This window comes from Nostoc sp. DedQUE07, assembly GCF_034530975.2.
Classification (GTDB): Bacteria; Cyanobacteriota; Cyanobacteriia; order Cyanobacteriales; family Nostocaceae; genus Nostoc.
This window is the reverse complement of the sequence record NZ_JAVRCC020000001.1, coordinates 300,650-325,936: the sequence shown is the minus strand read 5'-3', so window position 1 is coordinate 325,936 and position 25,287 is coordinate 300,650. Positions and strand designations below refer to the sequence as shown.

Sequence of the window (25,287 nt, the reverse complement as noted above, 5' to 3'; positions counted from 1 at the left end):
ACTTTTGCACGAATTCTATTAAATCATTCTTATTTCACCATGCAAAGAGAAATATTCAAAGTGCTTGTAAATACAAATTATTATAATTAGTAATGATTTTATCATTCCCTGGTTCTAGTGCTATGAAGTCGCCAGAAAACTATCTACGTCATAGCGTCTGGGTTAACCAGGTAATTTTAGGTAGGTTAAGTATTGAGTGAGAATCTTAAGTACTTTTTTCATTACCAGTTAATTCTCTAGGTTCGTAGTGACGGCAACCGTTACACGGGCCTTCAGGATTAATAGCACAACAGATATAGCCAGATCGGGCATTAAACTTGCAGCTGATATCGCCAATCAGATAACCTACCCCTTCTAAATAATAGCGATCGCCTTCCACAGGTCTAAGGTTTTGCCGTCCCTGTACCACTGGAAAATTCATGGCTGCTTGCCTCATCCGCAAGCGCGATCGCTGGGTTCTACGGATCATCCACAAGGAAAACAGGGACGGTAAAAAACCAACGGCAATCACTAAAAGTGTTTTTAACACCTTCTTTTTACCTCTTCTGTGCGCTGATTGATTGTCCCTGATGTTACACTCTGGTTTTACGGAAGTGCAAATATTAGGACGGCTTTGTTTCTTTGTCACCAACTATGATTGCAAAGAAATAATGGCAGTGTAGTATCTAGCAATTTTGAGAAACGAGTTCCTTCTGCCACTTCAATCAGCATAACTGTTACAACCTCAGAGGCGATCTGCCGTTGAATGTTGATATAGCACAAGCCTTGGTGGTTAGGACATTAACAGATGATAAAACTTAGACACAACAAGACTTTTCACCCAATCCCTAGTCACCACTCCCCAGTCCCTTGCTAAAATTTTAAGATTTGTTGACTAATACCTTTTTGAAGAAGCGTTTTGTGTCAACTTCAGCCCCATTCTTGTTTTTTCTGTGTCGCTGCGATGCTAATCTTTTTTTGGTTTGCTGACGAAGTTGCTGTGCTAGCAGTGCAGCTTCCCTTTCGGCTCGGAATAAATCAACTTTTCGCGTTGTCAAAATAAATGATTCGTCAGACTTTTGTTTCACCCAAGGGATGCTAACTGCAAAATACTGACAAATATTTTTGCATATCTCCTTTATCAAAAATGGGCAACGTTTTTGAGTATTCATTTTGTTAGCGATCGCTTTCAACTCTAATATCGCTGCTTCTAACTCTTGTGCCATCTGATTGATGCGTTCGACTTGTATTATAAAACGCTCCCGTTCACTGATGATTTTTTTTTCTTGGGGTTGCAGTGGCACTATAGCAGTAGTTACAAATGTAGGCTGGAACAGCAAAATAGGCTTTTTGTCCGTGTCTGGAATTTTTTTCATACTACCTCAAGCAAGGCTAGCTGACTTTTAAAGCATTTTAGCAGCTAATTAGTAAATTTGTACTATAATATTACCCCACCCTGGTTTTGTCTAAAGCCAAAACTGCCTCTTTCCTTGGTAAGGGGAGGGGTTGGGGGTGGGGTAAAGAGTATGTTGAGCGTAAAGCTCAAGGGGCGTAAAAGTAAATCATCATTTAAGGTTTTAATGACTTGGCGATCGCTATTCCTGTTTTTTACCAAATAAGTAATACCAAACCGTCCCCCTTTCCAATTCCCTTTCATAGCGATCGCAGGGAATCTTCATTAGCGAAGCGAGATAAAGGCGCACCGAGCTTCGCAAAAATTAAATAACGCGATGTGCGACTTTTTTTATTCTTGTGGGATGCACATCTTGTCCGTCCTTTCTGGGCAGGCAAGATGCCTACCCCACAATGAATCAAGGTTTAACAAAATTAAGTTGCACACAGCGTTAAATAGCAGTTCGATATTGCAATCAAGCGAGAAGCGCGATATTGAATTCGGGCAGTCGTTTGTTGAATTCGGGCAATCGTTTGTTGAATTCGGGTGATCGTTTATTGAATTCGGGCGATCGTTTGTTGAATTCGGGCGATGGTTTATTGAATTCGGGCGATGGTTTATTGAATTCGGGCGATCGTTGATTGAATTCGGGCGATCGTTGATTGAATTCGGGCGAGCGTTTGTTGAATTCGGGCGGTCGTTGATTGAATTCGGGCGGTCGTTTGTTGAATTCGGGCGAGCGTTTGTTGAATTCGGGCAAATACCAATAAATTTACGTAAAGTTTATTGTAAATTTTGTATTAAATCCTTTAAATAGTACTGAAATCTGCGGGTGTTAATCACCCCGATTTTGTTTATCCTAATGGTGTAAAGGCAAGGATATAAGTCAGTTTTTATCCTAGTGCATGATTAAAAAAAGGAAGGTTATTTATGTCACGTCCAAAACGTGGATCTAAAGTACTTGATAGGGCACAGCGTCGGATTGCGGGTTTGAAATCGATTAGTCCCACCTTAGATTTAGGTAATGGAGTCACTATTGACACCTTTGCCGCCGCCATCAAAACAACACAGGACAAGTTGGAAGCTCATAACTCCACCCTCTCGACGGTGGATTTAACTCAGGGAGCCTTTGAATTAGCCGAAAAATCGCTGATGGAACTAACAGAACATGTGTTAGTCAGCGTAGCTGCAAAGTATGGCAAGAATAGCGATGAATACAAAATGGCAGGGGGCGTTCGTCGCAGCGATCGCAAGCGTCCAGCGCGGAAGCCTAAGCAAGAGGTTGTTATTTAATAAAGACAATACATTTGGGTTTTTTGACACTCTCCCGAATTCCAATCGGGAGATTTTTGGTTAGGTAGTGAACCAATCAGTAGGTCGGTGTCAATATTTATCGTTTGGATGAGGCAGGAGGTGAAGGCAGGAGAGAAACCCATTACCCAATTCCCCAAGGTACACCCAATTTGATGTTAGTACATCTAATGGACGCACGCGATACTACAACAGAAGCACTAGCTGAGGTAATTGGTTCATTGGAAATTGCCTCGCAAATTGTTAATGGCGGCACCATTAGTAAAACTCAAGCAGAAGCGTTGGCGGACTATTTTAATGTAGATATCAGTTTATTTACCTAGCTTATCTTCTATAACAACGCTCTTAAAACCAGCACTTGGTATTGAGCCGAAAATTTAATATTTTGGTATGAGGTTAAAGGTGCGTAAATGCGTAGCGGCTTATTGTTAGACATCGCTTTTCTACTCGATACAACAGCTACAAAATCTTTTGTAATTTAACTTCTAGAGCTTGAGCAAGCTATGAACTTGGATTAAAAATCCTATGTCCTAACCATCCCAAACCCAAGCCTAGACTAGAAGTGCTAGCTAAAATTAGAAAAGTATGAAATTTGCTAAAACATTTTTGTAATTCATTTCTAACCGATACTATAAGTCCAAACCTCAAAATATCCCCACTTGCAGTTACGGCCCCGATCCCAAACACACCCACAGCCCCGGACACACTTACAGCTACAGTTCCAGCCATAGTCATAATCAAAACCACGGCCGCTATTGCATCATTCTTAGCTACAGCCGAAGTTACAACCCCAGCCAGAATCCCAAATAAAAACCCAAATAAAAACCCAAATAAAATCCCAGATAAAACCGAAGGCCAAGCGATAACCCAACTTACAGTCCCAGCACCAATTAAAACTCCAGTTATAACTACACCTCCAAACACAGCCACAAAAAAAGAATTAGATCCATCCTCAACTCCAGCAACTACAACCGCCCAAGCCCCAACTATTGCCATAGCCCAGAATGGAGCATGAAATAGGGCTAAGAGATAGCATATTAATGCATAAAGTACTAGGACACTAATTAACCAGCCCCAAGGTATGGTTCTACTAGGTGTAGTAACGGGTTGATTTGGAGTAGCCTCTAATTTTGACTTGGTGTTAGGAAGAACAACTTCTGTTCTGTGAACTGTCTCAACTTTAGGTGGAGACTTTGCTCTCAGTGCTTCTAACATTTCCAACCATGCCTGCATTGACTGAGGGCGGTCTTTTGCCTCTAGTGCCATGCCCTTAAGAATTGCTTTATTTAATCCATCACTAATATCTGAAATGATTTTTTTGGGTGGGATTAGAGAAGCATTATCAAGCTTGCGACCTAGAGAAGTTGTGGGGCGTTGACCTGTTACCGCATAATAAAGTGTGGCAGCCAGACAGTAAATATCGACCGTTGGCTCCCGACTTCCCCTAACCATCTGTTCATAGGGCGCAAACCCTTCATTACCCGCAATACCCTTTGAACTCAAAGTTTTAGGTAAAAGTTCTTTAGCGATTCCAAAGTCAATTAAAACGGCTTTGCCATTTCTCCGCACCATGATGTTTCCAGGATGGGCATCTCTATGTACTAAACCTGCTTGATGCACTACGCTCAAAGCTCCCCCAATCTGGCGGATGCAGGGTAGAATCTCTGCTTCTGGTAAAGCCCCTCTATGCCTCACTGCCTCAAATAAATTTTCTCCCTCAACAAAGTCCATCACTAAACAGTGGGTAGCACCTTCCCGAAACAAATCAATCACTCCCACAATGTGAGGATGAGGGTCTTCTGATAAGCGTGCAAGTGTGCGCCCTTCTTGGATAAATCTCTCTATATACTTTTCATATTCCGGATCGTGGCTGAGATATTCATTAGGTGTCTTAATTACAACTGTCTGATTTAGTTCAACATGCAAAGCTTTATAAGTAATCCCAAATCCCCCCTGTCCCAGGACTGTCTCAATTACATATTTGCCACTTTGCAATTTCTGTCCTGCTATCCAGGGCATGAATACCTCTAAGTAAAAAATTACTTTAATGCAAGCATTTTAATGAGAGTTTAGCTAATTCTACGGTGTTTTGCTAGATGATGGACTGGGCGACAGTGATGGTGGACTGGAAGACGGAGAGGATTTGAAAATAGGAATCCAACCAACTATGCCTGAAAGTAAGGTTCCAATTGCTGCGATCGCAGCTATCACCACTCCCCAAAACTGAATTTTTTTATTCCAATTTGAGTTGGTGTCAGGTGGTACAATTACTAAAGGCTGAGAATTTTCCCCAGTCAAGCCTAAAGAATCGAGCCATTCTCGCATTGACTGCGATCGCTCTTTAGGATCTAGCTTCATACCTGTTAAAATTGCTCGGTTGGTGCGATCGCTAATTTGAGGATTATGTTTTTTCGGTTCCACTAAAGGAGCGTTATCCACCTTACGTTTGAGCGCACTGACTGGTGTTTTTCCAGTCAGAAGTACATAAAGAGTTGCCGCTAAAGAATAGATATCGCTATATGCTCCAGTTGGTTTAGTATGTTGAGCATAAAGCTCAGGCGGTGTAAATCCCTCAGAAGTTTCCTTTGTTCTACTTGTGGTTAAGATATGGTCGAAATCGAGAGCTAAACCAAAATCAATTAGCACCGCTTCCGGCTGTCCTTCTCGTACTCGCAAAAAGATATTTCCTGGATGCACATCTCGATGAATCAACCGATTTTCATGTACTTTAATCAGTGCTTCTCCAATTTGTTGAATGTAGCGTAAAGCCTCTGATTCAGAAAGTATTTGTTGGCGACGGTCAGCTAAACTCACACCATCCACATATTCCATTACTAAACACCAGTGTTCTCCTTCTTTGAAGGGTTCTGCAACCTGCACAATATGTTTGTGTTTACATTGAGTAAGTTTTACCGCCTCTTGCCAAAACATTGTTTCCAGTCGTCCGCGTTCCGACTGGTTAAGGGAATTTAGTAAATCGTCATTTAAGGTTTTAATGACTTGGCGATCGCTATTCTTATTTTTGACCAAATAGGTGATGCCAAAGCGTCCTCTTCCCAACTCTTTTTCAATGGTGTATTTTCCACCTTGCAAGCGATCGCCAGCTACCCAAGCCATCTTTGCAACTCCCAAAATGCTTAGATTAATTCTCACACAATAGAGCTTTAATAACTTGAGCCTAGTTTGGCAGAACAGGTGCGATGTCTACGATGGTCACTGAGCTTGTCGAAGTGCGGGCTACGCCTACGCTTTTTTCTCTCTCTATTGCTAAACTAAAAACAACCTTTAGCTAGTGTAAAGGTAACTTATGACCTCTGCAATCAACCTCGATACCGATCTCACCCCATTTCCTGACCATACGCAGCTACCAGACTCTGACGGCACCTTTGTGAAAAATTGGCAAGAGCATCCCCAAAGTATCTTACTAACGGATTCAATTACACCCATTCTCCAGCAATTACATCCAGAAGGTCAATATTGTATAGGTCAGGACTTAGGTATTTACTGGCGGTTGACAGATCCTCCAGAGAAAGGAGCAGCAGCACCGGATTGGTTTTATGTAGGAAATGTCCCGCCCTTACTAGATGGATTGACGCGCCGTTCTTATGTATTTTGGCGAGAACACATCGCTCCATTAATTGTCTTAGAATTCGTCTCTGGTGATGGGAGTGAAGAACGAGATACAACCCCTTGGAAGGGCAAATTTTGGATTTATGAGCAAGTAATTCGTCCTCCGTTTTATGGCATTTATGAAGTGAATAAAGCCAGTATAGAAGTGTATGAATTGATTGGTGGACAATACCAGTTATTAGCAGCAAATGAACGAGGACATTATCCTATACCTCCTTTAGGAGTGGAGTTAGGCATAAGGCTTGGAGTTTATCAAAACGTGGAATTGCCCTGGTTACGTTGGTGGGATTTGCAAGGTAATTTATTGTTGACTGGCGATGAAAGAGCAGAACTTGAACGCCAACGCGCACAACAAGAACACCAACGCGCAGAACTTGAACACCAACGCGCACAACAAGAACGCCAACGAAATGAGATTCTGATTGCTCAATTGCGATCGCTCGGCATTGAACCAGAAGCATAATATCGATAAAAAATCAACTACTTATTTACATCCATTCCGTTATGGATGGAAGAAACAAGTCAAATCCTCTTCCCTTCTGCCTTCTGCCTCCTGCCTTGTTTCTTAGAAGAGGGATTATTTGTGATTAATTACTTTCTTTATGAAATTAAGAATATACGAAATAGCTGATACCGAAGAAATTATGACATTGTTCTACGACACTATTCATGAAGTGAATATTCACGATTACACACAAGAACAAGTAGATGCTTGGGCACCAGCAAACATGGATATTGAAGTTTGGATTAAAAGTTTAGGAAGTAAGTTTACTTATGTAGCAGAAGAAGACAAAATTATTGGTTTTGGAGAATTAGAAGCTAATGGTCATATCGATCGTTTCTATTGTCATAAAGATTTTCAAAGGAAAGGTGTTGGTAAGAAAATCTTAGAACAGATTGAATTAAAAGCAAACTCTTTAGGGTTGAAAAAGTTATATACAGAAGCCAGTATTACAGCTAAACCTTTTTTTGAGAGTCAAGGATTTATTGTTATCAAAAAGCAAGAAGTAGAGCGTAGAGGGCAAAAGCTGATAAATTTTGTCATGGAAAAATACTTAAAAAATTACTAAATTCAAAGGTTGTTCTAGCTTATGGTTTGTAAGCGACAGCTAGCATCACAGAAGCAGGAATTTCCACACCATTTTCTGTGACATACTTTGAGGCTCCCTCAATAATTGCGTTTTCAATATTACGCCGTTGTTCATCGGTTTGCATTGCCAATATTGACCCCAGACGCGCCGAACTTACAATAATCTTTGGCATGACATCTTCAGGTGTAGAGAAAGTCCACTTGATGGGGAGTTCAGTGACAGACACCTGAGTGAATCCCTCGGCGCTTAAAACCATTTCGCATTCAGTGGGGTCGCCAAAGCGAAACAGGGGTGGCCCAGAAGGTAGGTTCACATCCATGCTGCCATAAGTCTGCACTGAACCCAGTATCAGAGCCATAAATGGATTGCACGTTGGCGGTGTCCAGCAGGTGAAAGCATAGCGTCCTCCCGGTTTGAGTACGCGAAAGGATTCAGCGATCGCTTTTTCTGGGTTGGGGAAATGGAGGATACCCAAGTTACAAACCACCGCCTCAAACTGGCCCGACTCGAAAGTTAGGTTTTCAGCGTCCCCATGATGGAATGACCCTTGAGAACATCGCACTTTGGCAATGGCCACCATATTTTCTGCAAAGTCTAATCCTGTGACTATAGCCTGCCGCTTTAGTGCTGCGGCACTAAGCCACCCAGTTCCGCAAGCCACATCCAGCAATTGAATACCAGACTTAGCTCCCACGGCATCCAATATGGCTTCATCTACTTGAGAAGTCACAACAGCGATCGCGCGATCGTATTCTTGAGCTATAAGAGAAAATTTGTCGCGCTCAAATTGCTTGAATGCCTCGTGAGTAATGGTGGAATTATCCGTCATTTATTCACATCCAGCAACCGCGAAGTTTGTAACCGACTCATCCACTTTTCTAAATAAACTCGATTAACTTTTTGCTCATTTGGATCTTTAGTATCTAAAGGATGAGGCATCAGTCCCAAAATCGTTGCTGTCGTCACGCAAAACATCGATTTTTGGAAACTCATACAAATTTGAACTCGCAAATCATCTTCACCCCGAAGACTGCGACGATAAATTTCGTGCAAATATTCTGGAAGATAATGACGCATATCTTGCATCAACAAGGTAGGAGGAATACCCGCACCACCGATGGGTAAAGGATCGGCATACAATGCACCATATTGAAATCGACTTTGATCGGGAGAGATTTGATAAGCTTGGGCGTTGTATGAAACAGTACCGTGGAAAGGAGTTCCCCGGAAAAATACTGCCTCTACATAAGGTATTGCTGTATCTGCTAAGAAAGTCAAACCAACGCTTTTGGGAATGATTTCATAGACCTTACCTCGAATTTTGACAGCGTAGGTAATTGGGTTTGATGCATTTGCCACTAATCCTGATTTAATGTGGTCTACAACTTGGGAAATCGATTTGATTTCGCCTCGGTCATAGCGGTCTGATAAGTTGAGGAACATATCAGCCATGACTCGCCAGAATTGACCTAAACCGGTGTAGTAAGCAGAGACGCGCAACTGTTCTGTTAAGAAATCTGGAAACAGTTGGTTAATACCCAGAATCAAGGGATTATTTTTAAATTTTGCCGCAATAACAGCTTGCGCTCTTTCTTGAAATTCTTGTGTATCTAAATACGTATCTAGTCCGCCGCCACCATGCCACATCATGCCTTTCATGCAATATTCGGCATATTCAAAATTGATTCGGTCATGCCACCAGTGACGGAGTAATTTCTGAAAAGAAACCTCTCCATTAAAGTATTTAAAAAATGGGAAAAATACTAAAAACTGATGCTCGGCAATATAGTTAAGATTTATTGAGTAAGCATCTAAAACTACCCCATAGCTTTTAAGAATACCAACAACTTCTAATACATTCTCTGGACTATCGGGGAGTAATGCATCTCCTTTTTGTAGGCGTTCAATATACTCAGCTAAGGGATTGTGAGGAGCTTTTTTTTTAATAGTTACCATTGGCATCTCTCCAAAAAGTTTAGGAATTGGGGTATTGGGCATTGGGCATTGGGCATTGGGCATTGGGCATTGGGCATTGGGCATTAGGAAAACTTTTCCCCATTCCCCAGTCCCCAGTCCCCAGTCCCCAGTCCCCAGTCCCTAGTCCCCATTCCCCATTGCTTTATCCAAAGACACTGCTACTACGTTTTGGGTATTTATCATTGCTGTAATTGTTGGTTCAGTCCAACGCACTAACCAACTAGGTTGAATGCCAAAAATCACAATCAGCACAGCTAAAATTGCAGCTGGGATGCGATCGCTCCAATACACACATGGTAAATTAACAACAGGTGAAGATAAACGTCCAAAAAAGGCGCGGTTAACAAGTAATAGGAAGTAAACTGCTGTTAAACCAGTACCAAGCATACATAACAAAGTTTGCACTGGAAAAACTGCAAAACTTCCCCGATAAACTACGAATTCGGAAATAAACCCTAGCATTCCCGGTATACCAGCGCTGGCCATGACTCCGACAATCATCAAACTACCAATTACTGGCATACCCCGTTCTGGGTTCAGTAATCCTTGGATGATTGCTAAATCACGGCTTCCGGCTTTTTTATACACAACCCCTACTAGCAAAAACAGCATGGCGGAAATCAAGCCGTGGCTAATCATTTGCATCACAGCACCCAATACACTTAAAGGTGTGCCCGCCGCCGCTGCTAAAAGCACGTAACCCATGTGTCCAATGGAGCTGTATGCTACCATTTTTTTCATATCGCTTTGGGCGATCGCACAGGATGAACCATAGAGTACACTCACTACTGCCCAAGTCGCCAACCAAGGAGCTACATAAGCCCAAGCTTCTGGTAACAAGTTCATGCCAAATCGCAGTAAGCCGTAAGTTCCCAACTTCAAAAGCACCCCAGCCAATAGCACGGAAATCGGTGTCGAAGCTTCAACGTGAGCATCTGGCAACCAAGTATGGAAGGGAACCAAGGGAATTTTTATTCCAAAACCGATCAAAATTCCCGCTAGCAATAAAAGCTGTGTGGCTAGAGGTAGAGTTGTCGCGTTCAAGGTTGCTAGTGCAAAATTAGAGGAACCACTCAGCCAAACCATACCGAGGAAACTTGCTAAAAGCAGGATTCCCGAAACGGCTGTATAAATAAGAAATTTAGTCGCAGCATAACCCCGTTTGGCGCCACCCCAAATGGCGATCAACAAATACAGCGGAATTAGTTCCAATTCGTAAAACAGGAAAAATAATAGTAAATCCTGTGCTAGAAAGGCTCCTGTCACCCCAGCGCTTAATAATAGTACCAAAGAGTAATAAAATTTAGGACGCTGTAGCGATTCATCGCTGCTGTAGATGGCAATGGCAGTTAACAATCCATTTAAAACCAGCAACGGCAAAGATAAACCATCTATTCCAAGGTTATAGTTCAGCCCTATAGCATCTACCCAAGGGAGAGACTCAGCAAACTGTTGAGTAATTTCTCCTGGATGGAACTGACTTACTAATACGATTGTCCACAAGAAAGCGATAATGGCAAAGACTAAAGCCACCTTACGGGCAAATTTTCCACTGATGCTAGAGGGCGAGAAACCAATTAAAGCCGCGCCAATCAACGGTACTAGAATTAAAACACTAAGCATAGACTTCGGGTAAGGGGAGATGAGGCATGAATAACAGCCGCGATAAATCGCGTCTCTACGTTTTGTACAGACGCGATTTATCGCGTCTCTCTAAAAAGGCAATTTATCTAGTAAACCCAATGACCAACTGATGAAAAACCCCAAGACGCTGACAACTGCTAGGATGGTCAACATATAGCCCTGAGATTGCCCAGAAATGCTGTACTTTAAGGTTTGTCCGCCGAAAATGGTCGCAAACCCAACCAAGTTTACTAAACCGTCAACCAAGTAGCGATCGCTCCAAGCAGAAATTTTAGATAGCAGTCCTACTATACTTACCACGGTGACATAATAAACTCGGTCAATATAAAAATCATAACCTAACAGGTCTTGCAGAAATCTCCACGCCAGGATTCTGGATCTTGACCAAGCTTTGTGCAGGTAAACTGTACACCCTACACCTACCCCCACTACGGTAGAACTAAACAAGGCTAACACCACATACCAATTAATACTTTCCCAATCGGGTAGTAAGTACCATTGCTGTAACATTAGAGGTAAAAGCAGAGTCAGCACTGTTAGAAACACCATTGGGAAGGCCATCTGCCAACCAACTTCTGGGGTGCGACGGGTTTTTTGTTGCGGTTTACCCCAAAAGACTAATCTAAATACTCTTGTCAAATTCAATGCTGTCAAACCATTGACTAATATTAAAACCCCAATTACCCAAGGGCTAATATTCACGAAACCGTCAGCCCATGATAGCATTGCCCAGAAGCTTCCCAAGGGTAGCAGTGTCACCATCCCGGCTGAACCAACTACAAAGGCTGTGGTGGTGGCTGGCATCCGCGACCACAAACCGCCCATTTCTGTTAAGTCTTGGCTTTGGGTAGTTAAGATGACTGAACCAGAACTCATAAATAATAATGCTTTGGCGATCGCATGAGCTAACAGCAACATCAAGGCTACACCTCCTTGCTGCAACCCCACTGCTAAAAACACTAACCCCATGTATGCACTGGTGGAATGAGATAGCGATCGCTTAATGTCAATTTGAGCTATGGATACTAATGTCGCTCCAATCGCCGTTACTGTACCCATGATTACCAAGGCATTCAAGGCAACTGGCGACAGGGCTAATAATGGTTGAAGTTTATACAGTAAATAAGCACCACCAGCTACGACTAGAGAGTTCCGCATTACCGACGCAGGATTGGGCCCTTCCATTGCCTCATCTAACCACAGATGCAGTGGAAATTGGGCACATTTACCAGCAGGCCCAGCAATTAACGCCAACCCTAGCAACGTCGATGTCATTGGACTTAAATTAGCTGTTTGCGCCCACTCATATAAATCCGAAATGTTCAAACTCCCAGCTAAGGTAGAAAGTGTCACTACAGCCATCAGCAGCAACAAGTCTCCTACCCGTTTAGTCCAAAATGCATCCCGCGCCGCCGTCACTACTAGTGGTTGAGCATACCAGAACCCCACCAGCAAGTAAGTTGAAAGCGTCAAAACTTCCAAAAGCGCATAGCTGAGAAACAAAGAATCACTGATTGCTAGACCACATAGCGCTGCTTCAAAAAATCCCAGTAGCCCAAAAAAACGCGCTAACGACCAGTCCTTTTCCATATAACCCAGAGCGTAAACTTGTGCCAGTAAGCTTAACCCTGTAATTAAAACTGTTGCCCCAATGCTGACTGGGGATAGTTCCAAGGAAAAAGATAAGTCTAAATCTGCTGCTTTGAACCAATTGATTAGTAAGGTTTCTGGTTCTCTATCCCAGACATTTTTAAATACAAACAGGCTATGAACAAAAGCTAAAACGGTCGTCAACAAGTTGAAGTATGCCGCAGGTCTGGGCCCTGTTCGCCTAATTATTCCTATTCCCCACGGCAATGTCAAAATTGCGCCCGATAAGCTATACAAAGGCACAAACCAACTTGTTGAAAATAGAAATTGCTCCATTTAAATTTCCCTTGATGACTCAGCCTTGATTTTAAAAAAATTTCAACCAATTATGTTATTTAATAAAATTAATTTACCAAAATTACCAATGTTTTTTTACTATTATTTTAACTGAACTTCCAGAAGTACTTTTACTTAACGCTACCCTATTAAATATAAGTAAAATATAACTTTACATAAGCAAAAGCATTTACTTGCCTTAATATCGCTGACCTTTTTACATTTGTATTTCTACTTTAACCAAAGTAATTTATACAATATATTTAAAAAAGTTATATATATTTCACTTAGTCCTTGTGCACTTAGAAATATTTGATAAAAGATAGATACAGCAAAACATACAGCCGCTGCTTACCTTTTGTCAGATAGGATTAGCCCTGGTTATGAATGTCGTTTTGTAAATGTGATAAAGAAATTATAAAGCATAAGTGCCTGCTCAAGGAATCTGTAAACTTTAATTGCTTATAAGCCTAGATAACTTTTTGTTAAGTTTTTTAAAACTTTCTTATCATAAACTATTATAGTAATTTATATTGCCAGGAACGCCAAGCTTTCCTATGCTTAATTTGGAAGTGTTTTCTTAGCTATAAGATCAGGCTCTCCCCGTCAAAAAATTCAAACGACAGTACAGATTGCATTAATTTTGTAGGAGTTCTGCGATGCCAATTGCAGTTGGAATGATTGAAACGAAGGGCTTTCCAGCAGTGGTGGAAGCTGCTGATGCGATGGTGAAAGCCGCCCGTGTCACCTTAGTAGGGTATGAAAAAATTGGTAGCGCTCGCGTCACCGTGATAGTTCGGGGAGATGTATCGGAAGTGCAAGCTTCTGTAGCTGCTGGGGTTGAAGCGGCAAAAAGAGTCTTTGGTGGTGAAGTGTTATCCACTCACATCATTGCTCGTCCTCACGAAAACCTGGAATACGTCTTGCCGATACGTTACACAGAAGCGGTGGAACAATTCCGTACTTAAAAGCTGTTTAAACAAAGTAATTAACGCTTTTTGCCTGAAAAGAGTATCACTTTTGTCCAAGACTAAAAACTTTGAAATAGGGATTAAAACTAATGTCAATTGCAGTGGGAATGGTTGAAACGCTGGGCTTTCCAGCAGTAGTGGAAGCTGCTGATGCAATGGTGAAAGCTGCCCGCGTCACTTTAGTAGGTTATGAAAAAATCGGTAGTGGTCGGGTGACGGTAATTGTTCGGGGTGACGTTTCGGAAGTGCAAGCTTCTGTGGCTGCTGGGGTTGAATCTGTAAAGCGGGTCAACGGCGGACAAGTGTTGTCTACTCATATCATTGCTCGTCCTCACGAAAACTTGGAATACGTCCTCCCAATTCGTTATACCGAAGACGTAGAGCAGTTCCGGGAAAATGTGAATGCAATTCGTCCTTTCGGTAGAAGACCGTAATTTGTAATGCAAATTGCCAAAGTTCGCGGCACAGTAGTTAGCACCCAAAAAGAGCCAACTCTTAGAGGTGTGAAACTACTGTTGTTACAATTAGTAGATGAAAACGGCAATATCTTACCAGAGTATGAAGTAGCAGCAGATATTGTGGGAGCAGGAGTAGATGAGTGGGTACTCATCACTCGTGGTAGTGCCGCTCGTCAAGTTGTTGGCAATGAACAGCGTCCATTGGATGCAGCAGTGGTGGCGATCATAGATACTATTTACGTTGAAGATCGCCTCATTTACAGCAAAAAAGATCAATATTGATAGTCATTGGTCATTGGTGAGCCAGTGCGGTCTTGGGGGTTTCCCCCATGAGCAACTGCGAACCCGAAGGGTCATTAGTCATTAGCTGTCGACAAATGACAACTGACAAATGACAACTGACAAATGATAATAGAGGAGGAATCTCGCGATGGCAGTCCGCAGCACGGCGGCACCCCCAACCCCGTGGTCAAGGAATTTAGCTGAACCCAAAATCCATGAAACTGCTTTTGTACATTCATTCTCCAATCTGATTGGGGATGTACGAATAGGTGCAAATGTAATCGTTGCTCCGGGGACTACGATTAGAGCGGATGAAGGCACACCTTTTTATCTGGGTGAAAACACCAATATTCAAGATGGTGTTGTCATTCATGGGTTGGAGCAAGGCCGAGTAATTGGCGATGACCAAAATAAATACTCAGTATGGATTGGTAAAAACGCTTGCATTACCCACATGGCTCTAATTCACGGGCCAGCTTATGTAGGTGATAATTCCTTCATTGGCTTTCGCTCTACGATATTTAATGCCAGGGTGGGTGCAGGTTGCATCGTAATGATGCACGCTTTGATTCAAGACGTAGAGATTCCCTCTGGGAAGTATGTACCTTCGGGAGCGATAATTACCAGCCAGCAGCAAGCCGATCGCTTGCCAGATGTGCAAGATCAAGATAAAGAATTTGCTCATCATGTGGTTGGAATTAATCAGGCATTACGAGCTGGTTATCTCTGTGCTGCGGATACTAAATGTATAGCACCCATTCGGGATGAGAACGCTAAATCTTATACAGGTAATGGTATTACTGTTTTAGAGTTGGAAAGGAGTAGTGAAGTGTCGAGCAATAGCTTGGGTGGAGAAACAATAGATCAGTTGCGGTATCTATTGGGGCAAGGGTATAAAATTGGTACGGAACATGTAGACCAAAGACGTTTCCGCACGGGTTCTTGGACTAGTTGCCAACCAATCGAACCGAGATCCCTCGGTGAAGCGATCGCAGCATTAGAAGGCTGTCTACAAGAGCATAGCGGCGAGTATGTCCGACTGTTTGGCATTGACAAAGATAGACGACGCGTGCTAGAAGCCATCATCCAACGTCCTGATGATGATGCAAAACCAGCTAGCAGCTTTAAAGCTCCAGCTAGTCATGGTAATAGCAGTTACAGAAGCTACAGCAACAGCTATGATAATGGTAATAGTAACGGTTCTAGCAGTGGCAAAGTCAGTAGCGAAACTCTAGAGCAAATCCGCCAACTCTTGGCAGGTGGTTACAAAATTGGTATGGAACACGTAGATGAGCGTCGTTTCCGTACTGGTTCCTGGACTAGTTGCACGCCAATTGATGCAACTTCCACAAATCAAGTCATCTCCGCTTTGGAAGAATGTATCGCAAGTCATCAAGGCGAGTATGTACGTTTAATCGGCATTGACACCAAAGCGAAACGGCGGGTACTAGAAGCCATTATCCAACGTCCAAATGGTCAAGCAGTTTCCTCTGGTAGTCACAAATCATTTACTAGTACTAGCAGTAGTGCAGCATCCTATGATAGGGGAACAGCTAGCAGTAACCGTTTAAGTTCTGAAGTAGTAGACCAACTCCGGCATTTATTGGCTAGCGGCTCAAAAATTAGCCTTGAACACGTAGATCAACGGCGATTCCGTACAGGTTCTTGGACTAGTACCGGTCAAATTCAAGCCTCCTCAGAAAGAGAAGCGATCGCCGCCATAGAAGGACAACTCGGCGAATACGAAGGGGAATATGTACGCTTAATTGGTGTTGACCCCAAAGCCAAACGGCGGGTATTAGAAACCATTATCCAACGTCCAAATGGTCAAGTAGCCTCCTCTGACGGTCAGAAATCATTTACTAGCAGTGCGCCCTCTGCAACAGCAACAGCAACAGCAACAGCTACCCGCTTGAGTAGTGAAGTAGTAGACCAACTCCGGCAATTATTAGCTAGCGGCTCAAAAATTAGCATTGAACACGTAGATCAACGACGGTTCCGTACAGGTTCCTGGACTAGTACTGGTCAAATTCAAGCCTCCTCAGAAAGAGAAGCGATCGCCGCCGTAGAAAGACAACTCGGCGAATACCAAGGGGAATATGTACGCTTAATTGGTGTTGACCCCAAAGCCAAGCGTCGCGTATTAGAAACGATTATTCAACGACCTTAAGGAGTTAGGAGTAGAGACGCGATTAATCGCGTCTGTACAAGAGTTGGGAGTTAGAAGTTAGGAGTTAAAAAAGATTGTTAATTGATAACTCTAAACTTCAAATTTATAACTCCCCCACTTTTAACTAACTCCTAACTCCTCACTTTTAACTCCTATCTTCTTAGGGCTTCCGAGGTTAAAATTTCCATGTCTGTGCCGCTACTGCGCCTCAGCAATAACTTTGATACTTACATTAGTGGTGAGGTGACTATTCATCCAAGCGCGGTACTTGCACCTGGGGTGATCCTCCAAGCGGCTGTAAACAGCAAGATCGTCATTGGGCCAGGGGTCTGTATTGGTATGGGAGCAATTCTCCAAGTCCATGAAGGCACTCTAGAAGTAGAAGCAGGTGCAAACCTGGGAGCCGGCTTTTTGATGATTGGCAAAGGCAAAATTGGCGCAAATGCTTGTATTGGTTCAGCGACTACAGTTTTTAACTATTCGGTTGAACCCGAACAAGTAGTACCGCCTGGTTCAATTTTAGGAGACACCAGTCGGCAGATTGAGCCAACAAAACAGCTAGAAGCATCTACAAATAACCCAACTTCTACTACAAATACACCACCGAAAGAAGAAAATAGCTCAGGTGGAGGTCAGGAAAAGGTAATTTCCTCAACTAACTTCTCAGCTTCGGCTTTTGTAGATTTCAAACAAAACAAGTCAATTTCTTATTTTAAATCTCCGGCCACTCCCGAAAGTCAGTCTCCTCCTGTAGAGGAACCGACCAATGATACTGACTCCACCTTGGGGGAATCCCAAGAGTCAACAGAACATCATTCAGATCCCAGTCAGCCTGCTGTAGAATCCCCTAATGGTTTTGGGACTCAAATTTATGGACAAGGGAGCATAAGCAGACTGTTGACTACATTGTTTCCTCACAGACAATCCTTGAACGACCCAAACCCTGACGATTAGTCAGAGTAAGTGTTAATTGTAAGTTGTCGGCTTTTTCCGTATTTTGGAGAATTCATCATGGAAACATATAATCAACGGTCGATTCGTACTATCCAGGGAGCGAGTAGTCAAGAAACCTTTCAGGATACTGCTTTGGGTTTAGTTTCTTGCCGTAGCTTTCCGGCAATCGTTGGGACGGCCGATATGATGCTGAAATCAGCGGGAGTTCACCTGGTTGGGTATGAAAAAATTGGTGGCGGTTATTGTACTGCGATCGTCCGTGGTGGAATTGCTGACGTGCGTCTGGCGGTAGAATCTGGCGTGCAAACGGCTGAACAGTTTGGTCAGTTGGTTTCTAGTTTGGTGATTCCCCGACCTTATCCCAACCTAGATATAGTGCTTCCCATTACGACTCGTTTCACTAAATTGATGGAAGAGGGCAATTCCAGCCGTCTGAGTAACCAAGCAATTGGTTTGGTAGAAACGCGAGGATTTCCCGCGATGGTAGGAGCATGTGATGCGATGCTCAAAGCTGCTGATGTTCATTTAGCAGCTTATGAAAAAATTGGTGGGGGTTTGTGTACGGCAATTATTCGTGGTTCTGTAGCAAATGTGGCGGTAGCAGTGGAAGCGGGAATGTTTGAAGCAGAACGCATTGGGGAATTGAATGCAGTGATGGTAATTCCTCGGCCGCTGGACGAAATGGAGTTAACTTTGCCATTAGCAAGCTGCTGGATAGAAGAACGCGAACCGTTAAACTTGCCAGTGAATATTAAAGAACAAGTTGCAGAAATCGAAGTACTAAGATTACCAGACTTAACCAAGCTACCGACAAAAGTTCAAGAAGAATTATGGAATGATGAATGATGATAGATGAATTTTGTTAAATCATCCATTCAGCATTCATCGTTTAGATAGAAGGCATCTTACGCTTTAGCTATTCTGAATAATAGCTTTTTCCATCCATAAGTAAATACTTTTGTTTTAATATAAGTAATAGAGTTTTGTCTATGATGAAACTCGTAACTTTCTGTGAGCATCACTATATCATTTGCCAGTGTTCAGCAATACTAGTTTTATATCTATTAATCGCTATATATAGGAGAATCACTCTTGAACCAAGCGACGCTGCACCAGTTAAAGGTGTTCGAGGCGGCGGCACGGCACAGTAGCTTTACTCGTGCTGCTGAGGAATTGTTTCTCACCCAACCTACCGTTTCTATGCAGATCAAGCAACTCACAAAATCAGTAGGTTTGCCATTATTTGAGCAAGTGGGGAAGCGATTGTATCTGACGGAAGCAGGACGAGAATTGTTTGCTACTTGTCGGCAGATTTTTCACAATATAGCCCAGTATGAAATGAAGGTAGCAGATTTAAAAGGGCTAAAACAGGGACAATTACGTTTGGCAGTGATTACAACAGCAAAATATTTTATCCCACGTTTGTTAGGGCCATTTTGCGAACTTTATCCAGGGATTGATATCTCGCTGCAAGTAACAAATCACGAACAAATTTTAGAACGGATGAGTCAAAATTTGGATGACTTATATATTATGAGTCAAATTCCAGACAATATAGATGTGACTTGTGAACCATTTCTGGAAAATCCTTTGATAGTCTTTGCACCGACTAATCATCCTTTATCTAAAGAAAAAAATATTCCTATACAACGCCTGTCTAACGAACCTTTTATTATGCGGGAACCAGGTTCAGGAACTCGTCGCGCCGTTCAAAAGCTCTTTGAAGAACAAGGGATAGTAGTAAAAGTCAAGCTAGAATTGGGAAGTAACGAAGCTATTAAACAAGCGATCGCAGGTGGTTTAGGAATTTCTGTTTTATCCCGTCATACCTTACTATCAGACGCTTCAGAGTTCAGCATTTTAGATGTGCAACACTTCCCCATTCAGCGGCATTGGTACATGGTTTATCCATCTGGCAAGCAGCTATCTATCGTCGCTCGTGCCTATTATGAGTATCTCCTAGCGGCGGCAAAGAATTTTGTTGAGCAAAAAGCTGATACCGCTCATAGCACGTTTGAACCAATTCATGGATAAGAGAATTCGTAATTCGTAGTTCGTAATTATGAATTACGAATTTTCTAAAGGGCTTGACTGTTAGATCGGTAAACATTGACAATTAACCAGCAGAATCATTAAAAATGGGGGAAAACTGGCAGTGGTTAACCCGGAAATACCATCTTGGCGCAAAACAGTACAAAGCGAGATTGTAGCTGTTACCGTGTATTCTGACAGAGCATTGGTTACACGGCGAGGTATAGTTGATTTAACAGGAATTGAACAGGAATTAGTAATTACCCCAGTGCCAATGACTCTAGAAAGTGAGTCCGTTCGGGTTAGCGGTACAGGTACGGTAGGGGTGCGCTTGATGGGAGTTAGTAGCGATCGCCTCTACACTACTGAACCTGTAGCAGAACGAGTAGCACATTTGACAAGGCAAATTCAGCAATTAGAAGCAGAAAAACGCCACCTACAAGCCCAAGTAGACGCTTTAGCATTGCAATCTAGTTTTATCGCTGGCTTACGTGAAAAAACAGAAGAACCCTTTGCACAAAGTTTGTCTCGGAAAAATCTCAGCCTCAGCGAAACTTTGGATTTTCTCAACTTTCTTGGCAGCCAGTATAGTGAATATGCGATCGCATCTGGAGAGTGCAAAACCCAACAGCAGGAATTAGACAAACAACTGCAAGCACTCCACACCTCATTGCAAATAATCCAAACACCCCATCCTAAAGAGAGTTTTAGCTTAGTTGTAGCCGTTGAAGTCGCGGGTGAAGGCGAATTTGAATTAGAGGTGTCTTACATAGTAAATCGCGCTAGTTGGAATCCGCTTTATGACTTACGCTTTAGCACTACTAGCGATATTGTACATTTGAGTTACCTTGCAGAAATCACTCAAAGCACTGGCGAAGATTGGATTGGTGCAAATCTCACTCTTTCTACCGCTAAACCAGGATTAGGTACGCTTCCACCCAAACTTGAACCCTGGTATATTGATGCGCCACTTCCTCAAAGAATGCGACGATCTCGGCTAGCTGCCCAGCCACCACTACTGCCTAGCATACCAGAGCCACCTGCTGCTGCCAGAGTGGATTGGCAAGAAGAACAAGACGAAGTTGCAGAGGATAGTCTGATTCCAGCAGAAACCATTACAGCAGAAGTATCCAAAGAAGGGAGTGTAGTCACCTTTAAATTGAATGGCGGTGGTAATATTCCCAGCGATGGCGCACCTCATAAGACTACGATTTTCAACGATGATTATCCTTGTAGCTTCGATTATGTAGCAATGCCGCGCTTGGTAAGTTTTGCTTATCTGCAAGCGAATGTGAAAAATAGTCCCAATGGTGCGACTTTGTTACCAGGCAAAGCGAATATTTTCCGCAACAACGTTTTTATTGGGACAACTCAGTTAGAAAATATTGCACCAGGGCAAGAATTCAAACTGAACTTAGGAATTGACGAAGGTTTAAAAATTGAGCGCGATTTAGTTGAGCGCCTGGTAGATAAAAGATTAATTAGCAACCAGCGCCGGATTACTTATAGTTATCGGTTGATTGTTACTAACTTACTAGAGAAAGAAGTAAATCTAAAATTAACTGAACAATTGCCAGTTAGCCGCAACGAGCAAATTAAAGTACGCCTCAGTCGCAGCAATCCACAAATTCAACTTGGTGAAATGGGGATTTTAGAATGGCTGTTAACTCTTCCAGCCCAAGAGCGACGAGAGATATATTACCAGTTTAATGTTGAACATCCGCCCGACTTAATGGTAGTTGGGTTAGATATTTAGATTATAGATACGTTAAAGGAATTCCAAATAAAAAAATAATCAATTACTTTGGTGAGCAGAGGGAGCAGGGAAAGAAGAACTTTGATGGTCGTATTGGATGCAGGAATTGAGTAATTTAATTTTTGGAAATCCCAAATATAAAGCCTTTTTGCTGGATTTAATTCTTAACCGCTTCAGCCTGCCGATTTTGATTCTTTTTATCTGGAAGTAACCGTTCCAATCCACGGGCGATTAAGGGTAGAAATCCAATAATTAATGCCACGCCTAGCAAGTTGAATATTAACTGTGCATTGGCGATTTGGCGAGCAACATCATCCCCTGCTCCCATTAACTGAGAAATCCATTGCGCGAATCCTGCCAATTGAGTGACAAATATAATTCCTACCGCAGCAGTAGTCAGATTGAAAAGTAAATGAAAGATACCTGTCCGCACTGCTGGACGTTCGCGTCCTAAGGTAGCTACTAATGTGTCAGCACAAGTGCCAACTTCAGCACCCAGCATTAACGCCACGCCTGCCGATAATGAAATTAATCCTTGACTAGCCAAAGTCACAATAATCGCAACTGTGGCAGAGGAAGATTGAACTAAGACTGTAAATAGTGCCCCAACTCCAGCACCTAAAAGTGCGTTGTTCCCCAAGGTTTCCATCAATTTGAGAAATGGCTGGTAGTCCTTGAAAGGTTCCATTGCGTTTTCAATTGTGTCAAGTCCAAAAAACAATAAGCCTATGCCAAGAATAATTAAACCGATTTGCTTCCAACGTTCTTTTTTACCCAACAAAATTAATAGCAAGCCAACGAACATTGCTATGGGGGCATAATCACTAATGTTAAAAGCAACTATTTGAGCGCCGATAGTTGTACCAATATTGGAACCCAAAACCACGCCGAGAGATTCTACAAATGACAATAAACCAGCACTAACCATTGCAATCACAATAATGATTGTTACTGAGGACGAATCTAATATTGTTGTCGCTACCGTGCCAGTTGCTATTCCAGCGTAGCGATTGGTAGTGAACTTGCTAATTAGTTCTTTGGCACGATCGCCTGCAATCGCTTCCAGTCCCTCGGCCATTCGTGTCACACCATACAAAAATAGTACCAGTCCCGCCAGCGCACCCGTGACTATTTTAAAAATATCTAATTTTCCCTGTTCTTCTCCTTTAGACTCAGCACTTTTATCCTGACTATTTTTATTTTTTTCCTTAGTATTCTGAGATAAATCGCTGTTTTTCTGTTGTATTTCTTCTACTCCAGTAGGAGTCTGAGCATTAACGCTAATTTCTACACTTGGTGCATCAAACCAATAAAAATTATTTCCTAATATAGAAGGAGTAACTACCAAAACTGAAACTATAATAATCAATATTAAACTGTTCAATACTCTTTTTAGGCTTTTGGATAACAACATAATACAATACTCCCTCAAAAATTTTATTTTAAGTATTACTATTAATTTAATTGCCAAAAGATTTTAAGTATTACTATTAATTTAATTCTCAGTATGTCCCAAAATAAACGCTGACTTCCTATTTAAACAAATTAAAAACTGATTGAAACTTGCTCAGTAGTAGTAAGTTTATTTAGATATTATTACTTATGTTTAATTATTAATAGTATAACTTTCTAATAGATAACTATTATAAATTTAATCTGTTTCAAACATGAATTGCTTACATCTTAAGAAAGAGATTGATGATTGTATGTCACTCTTTAATTGAAATTTAAACTCAACTTAAATAAACAATAACGCTTATTTTTAAGTAAGAAATATGTTGTAATAAAAATTACATTGGTTTAGAATTTACGCATTGACAAGCAAGACAAAAAGTAATTAAAAAAACACAAAAAAAATCAGCGAGCGCTAGTTACTAGAGGCGTGAATTTACGAGACATGTATTGCGGAAGTTTAACCGACAAGTACTGAGAGGCATCCGGCTTTGGCATACTCGAACCGCTTCGCCAGAATCCGCGATCGCAGATAAGTTAGCTTTATCTCTACCATCAGTCTTTTTTTGTCAAGTCTTATTGACGCTTTGTAACGAAATTGTTATATTTAGTTACATAAGATAACAAAACAAAGAAAAGAAAAAACCATGTATACCACTACTAACGAAGACGGCATTCTCAACAACTACGCAGCAGAACCCAAGATGTACTACTCTGAGTACCCAGCAATTTGGGAACAACGTAAATACGTTTTACAGGGTCTTTTTGCAACTTTAATCGTCACCGCTTTAGTTTTGGTTGGTTTTAGCGTTAGCTAAGATTTTTTGATTTCAGTATCGCTGTATCTCATCGTCATTCAGACTTCTCTCTATAACCCCGGTTAGTTTCGCCGGGGTTTTTTGTGTTTTACGTATCCCAAACGGTAGTGGTGTGCTGATAAGTCATTTTTATATTTACTATCAGTCTTTTTTTGTCAAGTCATGTTGACTATTTGTAACGAAATTGTTATATTTATTTACATAAGATAACAAAAGAAAGAAAAGAAAAAACTATGTACACCACCACCAACGAAGACGGCATTCTCAACAACTACGCAGCAGAACCCAAGATGTACTACTCTGAGTACCCAGCAATTTGGGAACAACGTAAATACGTTTTACAGGGTCTTTTTGCAACTTTAATCGTCACCGCTTTAGTTTTGGTTGGTTTTAGCGTTAGCTAAGATTTTTTGATTTCGATATCGCTGTATCTCATCGTCAATCTCACTTCTCGACTTTACCTCGGCTAATTTAGTCGGGGTTTTTTGTGTCTTATCCATCCCATTTTGTCGCCCCATCAGCAACAAACCACTAGTCAGCCATAAAATAAAGACAAATCAATAATAAAGGGGTGTTTATGGCAACCCAACTCGGTGAAGCTAAATCTTCAACAGAACTGGTAGTATCTTGGGAAGCATTGCCCGCAGATTTTCACTTAGAGGATGAACCAGTGGAAAATACAGGTCAGCCACTATTGGCTGGTGCTTTGCGCGAAAGCCTTGAGATAAGTGGTTTCATCCAACCGCAGATGTTAATAGCCTCAAATTTTGGACTTTGTGCGACGATAAACGGGCAATTTATAGCTAAAGCACCCGACTGGGTTTATGTGCCATCGGTAAATCAGATTTTAGGAGAACGCAAAAGCTATACACCCAATTTAGATGGAGATATTCCAGCAATTGTGATGGAATTTCTATCTGACACAGAAGGTGGAGAATACTCTTTTAAACGAACCTATCCACCAGGAAAATGGTTTTTTTACGAGCAGATTCTTCAAGTCCCAATTTACATAATTTTTGACCCAAATGGTGGTTTATTAGAATTTTACCAACTCGAAAACAGGCGCTACGAGTTAAAGCAACCTGATGAAAATGGTCGTCATTGGATTGATTCAATGGGTTTATTTCTGGGAACCTGGCAAGGAACAAAAGAAGCCAGAACTGGTTACTGGTTGCGCTGGTGGGATGAAGCAGGTAATTTGTTACTTTGGGCAGTAGAACAAATTGAACAGGAACGCCAGCAAAAAGAACGGCTAATTGCCTATCTACAATCTCAAGGTATCGATCCAAATAATTTGCCTTAGCATATATAGCAAGGGACTGGGGACTGGGGATGGTGGGGCCCCTGAAGGGGATAAGGGGTAATGGGGACTGGGTGAAAAGCCTTTTTGTGTCTAAGTTTTATCGTCTGTTGATGTCCTAACCACCTTGACTGTTGCTATACA

At 41.9% G+C, this 25,287-nt stretch carries 26 protein-coding genes and 1 pseudogene; 16 read left to right on the top strand and 11 right to left on the bottom strand.

What is annotated here, in order from left to right; translation table 11 throughout:
* Positions 1-205 precede the first annotated feature (205 nt).
* From RMZ95_RS01250 to RMZ95_RS01235, 4 genes are all read right to left on the bottom strand, one after another.
* Positions 206-529, bottom strand: a complete 324-nt coding sequence (locus RMZ95_RS01250; RefSeq protein WP_322686952.1) for a DUF6464 family protein — start codon at positions 527-529, stop codon at positions 206-208.
* A gap of 331 nt (positions 530-860) precedes the next feature.
* Entirely contained in the window at positions 861-1,355 is a 495-nt protein-coding gene (locus RMZ95_RS01245; protein WP_322686953.1) for a hypothetical protein, read from the bottom strand.
* A gap of 277 nt (positions 1,356-1,632) precedes the next feature.
* Positions 1,633-1,770, bottom strand: a complete 138-nt coding sequence (locus tag RMZ95_RS01240) for a hypothetical protein (RefSeq protein ID WP_322686954.1) — start codon at positions 1,768-1,770, stop codon at positions 1,633-1,635.
* 219 nt (positions 1,771-1,989) lie between these two features.
* Positions 1,990-2,139 (bottom strand): hypothetical protein, encoded by a 150-nt coding sequence (locus tag RMZ95_RS01235; RefSeq protein WP_409882121.1) that lies wholly within the window; start codon positions 2,137-2,139, stop codon positions 1,990-1,992.
* Positions 2,140-2,302: 163 nt separating this feature from the next.
* Here RMZ95_RS01235 and RMZ95_RS01230 point away from each other — a divergent pair, with 163 nt between their 5' ends.
* On the top strand, positions 2,303-2,665 hold the full coding sequence (locus RMZ95_RS01230) for a hypothetical protein (protein ID WP_322686956.1): 363 nt from the start codon (positions 2,303-2,305) through the stop codon (positions 2,663-2,665).
* Positions 2,666-2,769: 104 nt separating this feature from the next.
* Positions 2,770-3,006, top strand: a complete 237-nt coding sequence (locus RMZ95_RS01225; protein WP_322686957.1) for a hypothetical protein — start codon at positions 2,770-2,772, stop codon at positions 3,004-3,006.
* Positions 3,007-3,184: 178 nt separating this feature from the next.
* Here the strand turns inward: RMZ95_RS01225 and RMZ95_RS01220 are convergent, their stop codons facing one another.
* Entirely contained in the window at positions 3,185-4,702 is a 1,518-nt protein-coding gene (locus RMZ95_RS01220; RefSeq protein ID WP_322686958.1) for a serine/threonine-protein kinase, read from the bottom strand.
* Positions 4,703-4,762: 60 nt separating this feature from the next.
* Positions 4,763-5,800, bottom strand: a complete 1,038-nt coding sequence (locus tag RMZ95_RS01215; protein ID WP_322686959.1) for a serine/threonine-protein kinase — start codon at positions 5,798-5,800, stop codon at positions 4,763-4,765.
* A gap of 190 nt (positions 5,801-5,990) precedes the next feature.
* On the opposite strand from RMZ95_RS01215, the gene RMZ95_RS01210 reads away from it, so the two are divergent.
* Together RMZ95_RS01210 and RMZ95_RS01205 are read left to right on the top strand one after the other, a co-directional pair.
* On the top strand, positions 5,991-6,776 hold the full coding sequence (locus RMZ95_RS01210) for a Uma2 family endonuclease (RefSeq protein ID WP_322686960.1): 786 nt from the start codon (positions 5,991-5,993) through the stop codon (positions 6,774-6,776).
* Positions 6,777-6,915: 139 nt separating this feature from the next.
* Positions 6,916-7,383: a GNAT family N-acetyltransferase gene (locus RMZ95_RS01205; RefSeq protein ID WP_322672838.1), complete on the top strand. Its 468-nt coding sequence runs from the start codon at positions 6,916-6,918 to the stop codon at positions 7,381-7,383.
* A 19-nt stretch (positions 7,384-7,402) separates the two neighbouring features.
* On the opposite strand, the gene RMZ95_RS01200 is transcribed toward RMZ95_RS01205, so the two are convergent.
* The 4 genes from RMZ95_RS01200 to RMZ95_RS01185 form a co-directional block, all read right to left on the bottom strand.
* Entirely contained in the window at positions 7,403-8,233 is an 831-nt protein-coding gene (locus RMZ95_RS01200; protein WP_322686961.1) for a class I SAM-dependent methyltransferase, read from the bottom strand.
* Positions 8,230-9,360, bottom strand: a complete 1,131-nt coding sequence (locus RMZ95_RS01195) for a CO2 hydration protein (RefSeq protein WP_322672843.1) — start codon at positions 9,358-9,360, stop codon at positions 8,230-8,232. Before RMZ95_RS01195 ends, RMZ95_RS01200 begins: the two co-directional genes overlap by 4 nt.
* Positions 9,361-9,501: 141 nt before the next feature.
* The gene (locus RMZ95_RS01190) at positions 9,502-11,004 is read right to left on the bottom strand and encodes an NADH-quinone oxidoreductase subunit M (protein WP_322686962.1); all 1,503 of its coding nucleotides are present in this window, start codon (positions 11,002-11,004) and stop codon (positions 9,502-9,504) included.
* A gap of 90 nt (positions 11,005-11,094) precedes the next feature.
* Complete coding sequence (locus tag RMZ95_RS01185; protein WP_322659842.1) at positions 11,095-12,951, bottom strand: NAD(P)H-quinone oxidoreductase subunit F; 1,857 nt, start codon at positions 12,949-12,951, stop codon at positions 11,095-11,097.
* A gap of 659 nt (positions 12,952-13,610) precedes the next feature.
* On the opposite strand from RMZ95_RS01185, the gene RMZ95_RS01180 reads away from it, so the two are divergent.
* The 9 genes and pseudogenes from RMZ95_RS01180 to RMZ95_RS01140 all read left to right on the top strand — a co-directional run bounded on the left by RMZ95_RS01180 (position 13,611) and on the right by RMZ95_RS01140 (position 21,573).
* Positions 13,611-13,919 (top strand): carbon dioxide-concentrating mechanism protein CcmK, encoded by a 309-nt coding sequence (locus RMZ95_RS01180; RefSeq protein ID WP_012410633.1) that lies wholly within the window; start codon positions 13,611-13,613, stop codon positions 13,917-13,919.
* 92 nt (positions 13,920-14,011) lie between these two features.
* Positions 14,012-14,356, top strand: coding sequence for a carbon dioxide-concentrating mechanism protein CcmK (locus tag RMZ95_RS01175; protein WP_010995041.1), 345 nt, complete (start codon positions 14,012-14,014; stop codon positions 14,354-14,356).
* A gap of 6 nt (positions 14,357-14,362) precedes the next feature.
* Positions 14,363-14,662, top strand: a complete 300-nt coding sequence (locus tag RMZ95_RS01170) for a EutN/CcmL family microcompartment protein (RefSeq protein WP_322673550.1) — start codon at positions 14,363-14,365, stop codon at positions 14,660-14,662.
* 148 nt (positions 14,663-14,810) lie between these two features.
* Positions 14,811-16,484, top strand: a pseudogene (locus RMZ95_RS01165) (ribulose bisphosphate carboxylase small subunit); the annotation flags it as partial.
* Positions 16,485-16,574: 90 nt separating this feature from the next.
* Positions 16,575-16,832, top strand: coding sequence for a ribulose bisphosphate carboxylase small subunit (locus tag RMZ95_RS01160; protein ID WP_409882125.1), 258 nt, complete (start codon positions 16,575-16,577; stop codon positions 16,830-16,832).
* Positions 16,833-17,018: 186 nt separating this feature from the next.
* Positions 17,019-17,786, top strand: coding sequence for a transferase (locus RMZ95_RS01155; protein WP_322686963.1), 768 nt, complete (start codon positions 17,019-17,021; stop codon positions 17,784-17,786).
* Between the two features lie 57 nt (positions 17,787-17,843).
* Positions 17,844-18,632 carry a BMC domain-containing protein gene (locus tag RMZ95_RS01150; RefSeq protein WP_322673547.1) on the top strand — a complete coding sequence of 263 codons (789 nt, stop codon included), beginning with the start codon at positions 17,844-17,846 and terminating at the stop codon, positions 18,630-18,632.
* Positions 18,633-18,878: 246 nt separating this feature from the next.
* A complete protein-coding gene (locus RMZ95_RS01145; RefSeq protein ID WP_322686964.1) occupies positions 18,879-19,820 on the top strand; it encodes a LysR family transcriptional regulator in 942 nt (313 codons plus the stop codon).
* Between the two features lie 121 nt (positions 19,821-19,941).
* Positions 19,942-21,573, top strand: coding sequence for a mucoidy inhibitor MuiA family protein (locus RMZ95_RS01140; RefSeq protein WP_322686965.1), 1,632 nt, complete (start codon positions 19,942-19,944; stop codon positions 21,571-21,573).
* Between the two features lie 157 nt (positions 21,574-21,730).
* Here the strand turns inward: RMZ95_RS01140 and RMZ95_RS01135 are convergent, their stop codons facing one another.
* Entirely contained in the window at positions 21,731-22,987 is a 1,257-nt protein-coding gene (locus RMZ95_RS01135; protein WP_322686966.1) for a Na/Pi symporter, read from the bottom strand.
* A 685-nt stretch (positions 22,988-23,672) separates the two neighbouring features.
* Here RMZ95_RS01135 and psb34 (RMZ95_RS01130) point away from each other — a divergent pair.
* From psb34 (RMZ95_RS01130) to RMZ95_RS01120, 3 genes are all read left to right on the top strand, one after another.
* Positions 23,673-23,843 carry a photosystem II assembly protein Psb34 gene (gene psb34 / locus RMZ95_RS01130; protein WP_322673543.1) on the top strand — a complete coding sequence of 57 codons (171 nt, stop codon included), beginning with the start codon at positions 23,673-23,675 and terminating at the stop codon, positions 23,841-23,843.
* A gap of 233 nt (positions 23,844-24,076) precedes the next feature.
* Entirely contained in the window at positions 24,077-24,247 is a 171-nt protein-coding gene (gene psb34 / locus RMZ95_RS01125) for a photosystem II assembly protein Psb34 (RefSeq protein ID WP_322673543.1), read from the top strand.
* A gap of 173 nt (positions 24,248-24,420) precedes the next feature.
* A complete protein-coding gene (locus tag RMZ95_RS01120) occupies positions 24,421-25,146 on the top strand; it encodes a Uma2 family endonuclease (protein WP_322683101.1) in 726 nt (241 codons plus the stop codon).
* The last annotated feature ends 141 nt before the right edge of the window (positions 25,147-25,287 follow it).

What these genes read in the sequence shown, in the direction of transcription:
- RMZ95_RS01245 (WP_322686953.1), bottom strand. Translation starts at nt 1,355, where the DNA reads ATGAAAAAAATTCCAGACACGGACAAAAAGCCTATTTTGCTGTTCCAG.
- RMZ95_RS01230 (WP_322686956.1), top strand. Translation starts at nt 2,303, where the DNA reads ATGTCACGTCCAAAACGTGGATCTAAAGTACTTGATAGGGCACAGCGT.
- RMZ95_RS01220 (WP_322686958.1), bottom strand. Translation starts at nt 4,702, where the DNA reads ATGCCCTGGATAGCAGGACAGAAATTGCAAAGTGGCAAATATGTAATT.
- RMZ95_RS01215 (WP_322686959.1), bottom strand. Translation starts at nt 5,800, where the DNA reads ATGGCTTGGGTAGCTGGCGATCGCTTGCAAGGTGGAAAATACACCATT.
- RMZ95_RS01210 (WP_322686960.1), top strand. Translation starts at nt 5,991, where the DNA reads ATGACCTCTGCAATCAACCTCGATACCGATCTCACCCCATTTCCTGAC.
- RMZ95_RS01205 (WP_322672838.1), top strand. Translation starts at nt 6,916, where the DNA reads ATGAAATTAAGAATATACGAAATAGCTGATACCGAAGAAATTATGACA.
- RMZ95_RS01200 (WP_322686961.1), bottom strand. Translation starts at nt 8,233, where the DNA reads ATGACGGATAATTCCACCATTACTCACGAGGCATTCAAGCAATTTGAG.
- RMZ95_RS01195 (WP_322672843.1), bottom strand. Translation starts at nt 9,360, where the DNA reads ATGGTAACTATTAAAAAAAAAGCTCCTCACAATCCCTTAGCTGAGTAT.
- RMZ95_RS01190 (WP_322686962.1), bottom strand. Translation starts at nt 11,004, where the DNA reads ATGCTTAGTGTTTTAATTCTAGTACCGTTGATTGGCGCGGCTTTAATT.
- RMZ95_RS01185 (WP_322659842.1), bottom strand. Translation starts at nt 12,951, where the DNA reads ATGGAGCAATTTCTATTTTCAACAAGTTGGTTTGTGCCTTTGTATAGC.
- RMZ95_RS01180 (WP_012410633.1), top strand. Translation starts at nt 13,611, where the DNA reads ATGCCAATTGCAGTTGGAATGATTGAAACGAAGGGCTTTCCAGCAGTG.
- RMZ95_RS01175 (WP_010995041.1), top strand. Translation starts at nt 14,012, where the DNA reads ATGTCAATTGCAGTGGGAATGGTTGAAACGCTGGGCTTTCCAGCAGTA.
- RMZ95_RS01170 (WP_322673550.1), top strand. Translation starts at nt 14,363, where the DNA reads ATGCAAATTGCCAAAGTTCGCGGCACAGTAGTTAGCACCCAAAAAGAG.
- RMZ95_RS01155 (WP_322686963.1), top strand. Translation starts at nt 17,019, where the DNA reads ATGTCTGTGCCGCTACTGCGCCTCAGCAATAACTTTGATACTTACATT.
- RMZ95_RS01150 (WP_322673547.1), top strand. Translation starts at nt 17,844, where the DNA reads ATGGAAACATATAATCAACGGTCGATTCGTACTATCCAGGGAGCGAGT.
- RMZ95_RS01135 (WP_322686966.1), bottom strand. Translation starts at nt 22,987, where the DNA reads ATGTTGTTATCCAAAAGCCTAAAAAGAGTATTGAACAGTTTAATATTG.
- psb34 (WP_322673543.1), top strand. Translation starts at nt 23,673, where the DNA reads ATGTATACCACTACTAACGAAGACGGCATTCTCAACAACTACGCAGCA.
- psb34 (WP_322673543.1), top strand. Translation starts at nt 24,077, where the DNA reads ATGTACACCACCACCAACGAAGACGGCATTCTCAACAACTACGCAGCA.
- RMZ95_RS01120 (WP_322683101.1), top strand. Translation starts at nt 24,421, where the DNA reads ATGGCAACCCAACTCGGTGAAGCTAAATCTTCAACAGAACTGGTAGTA.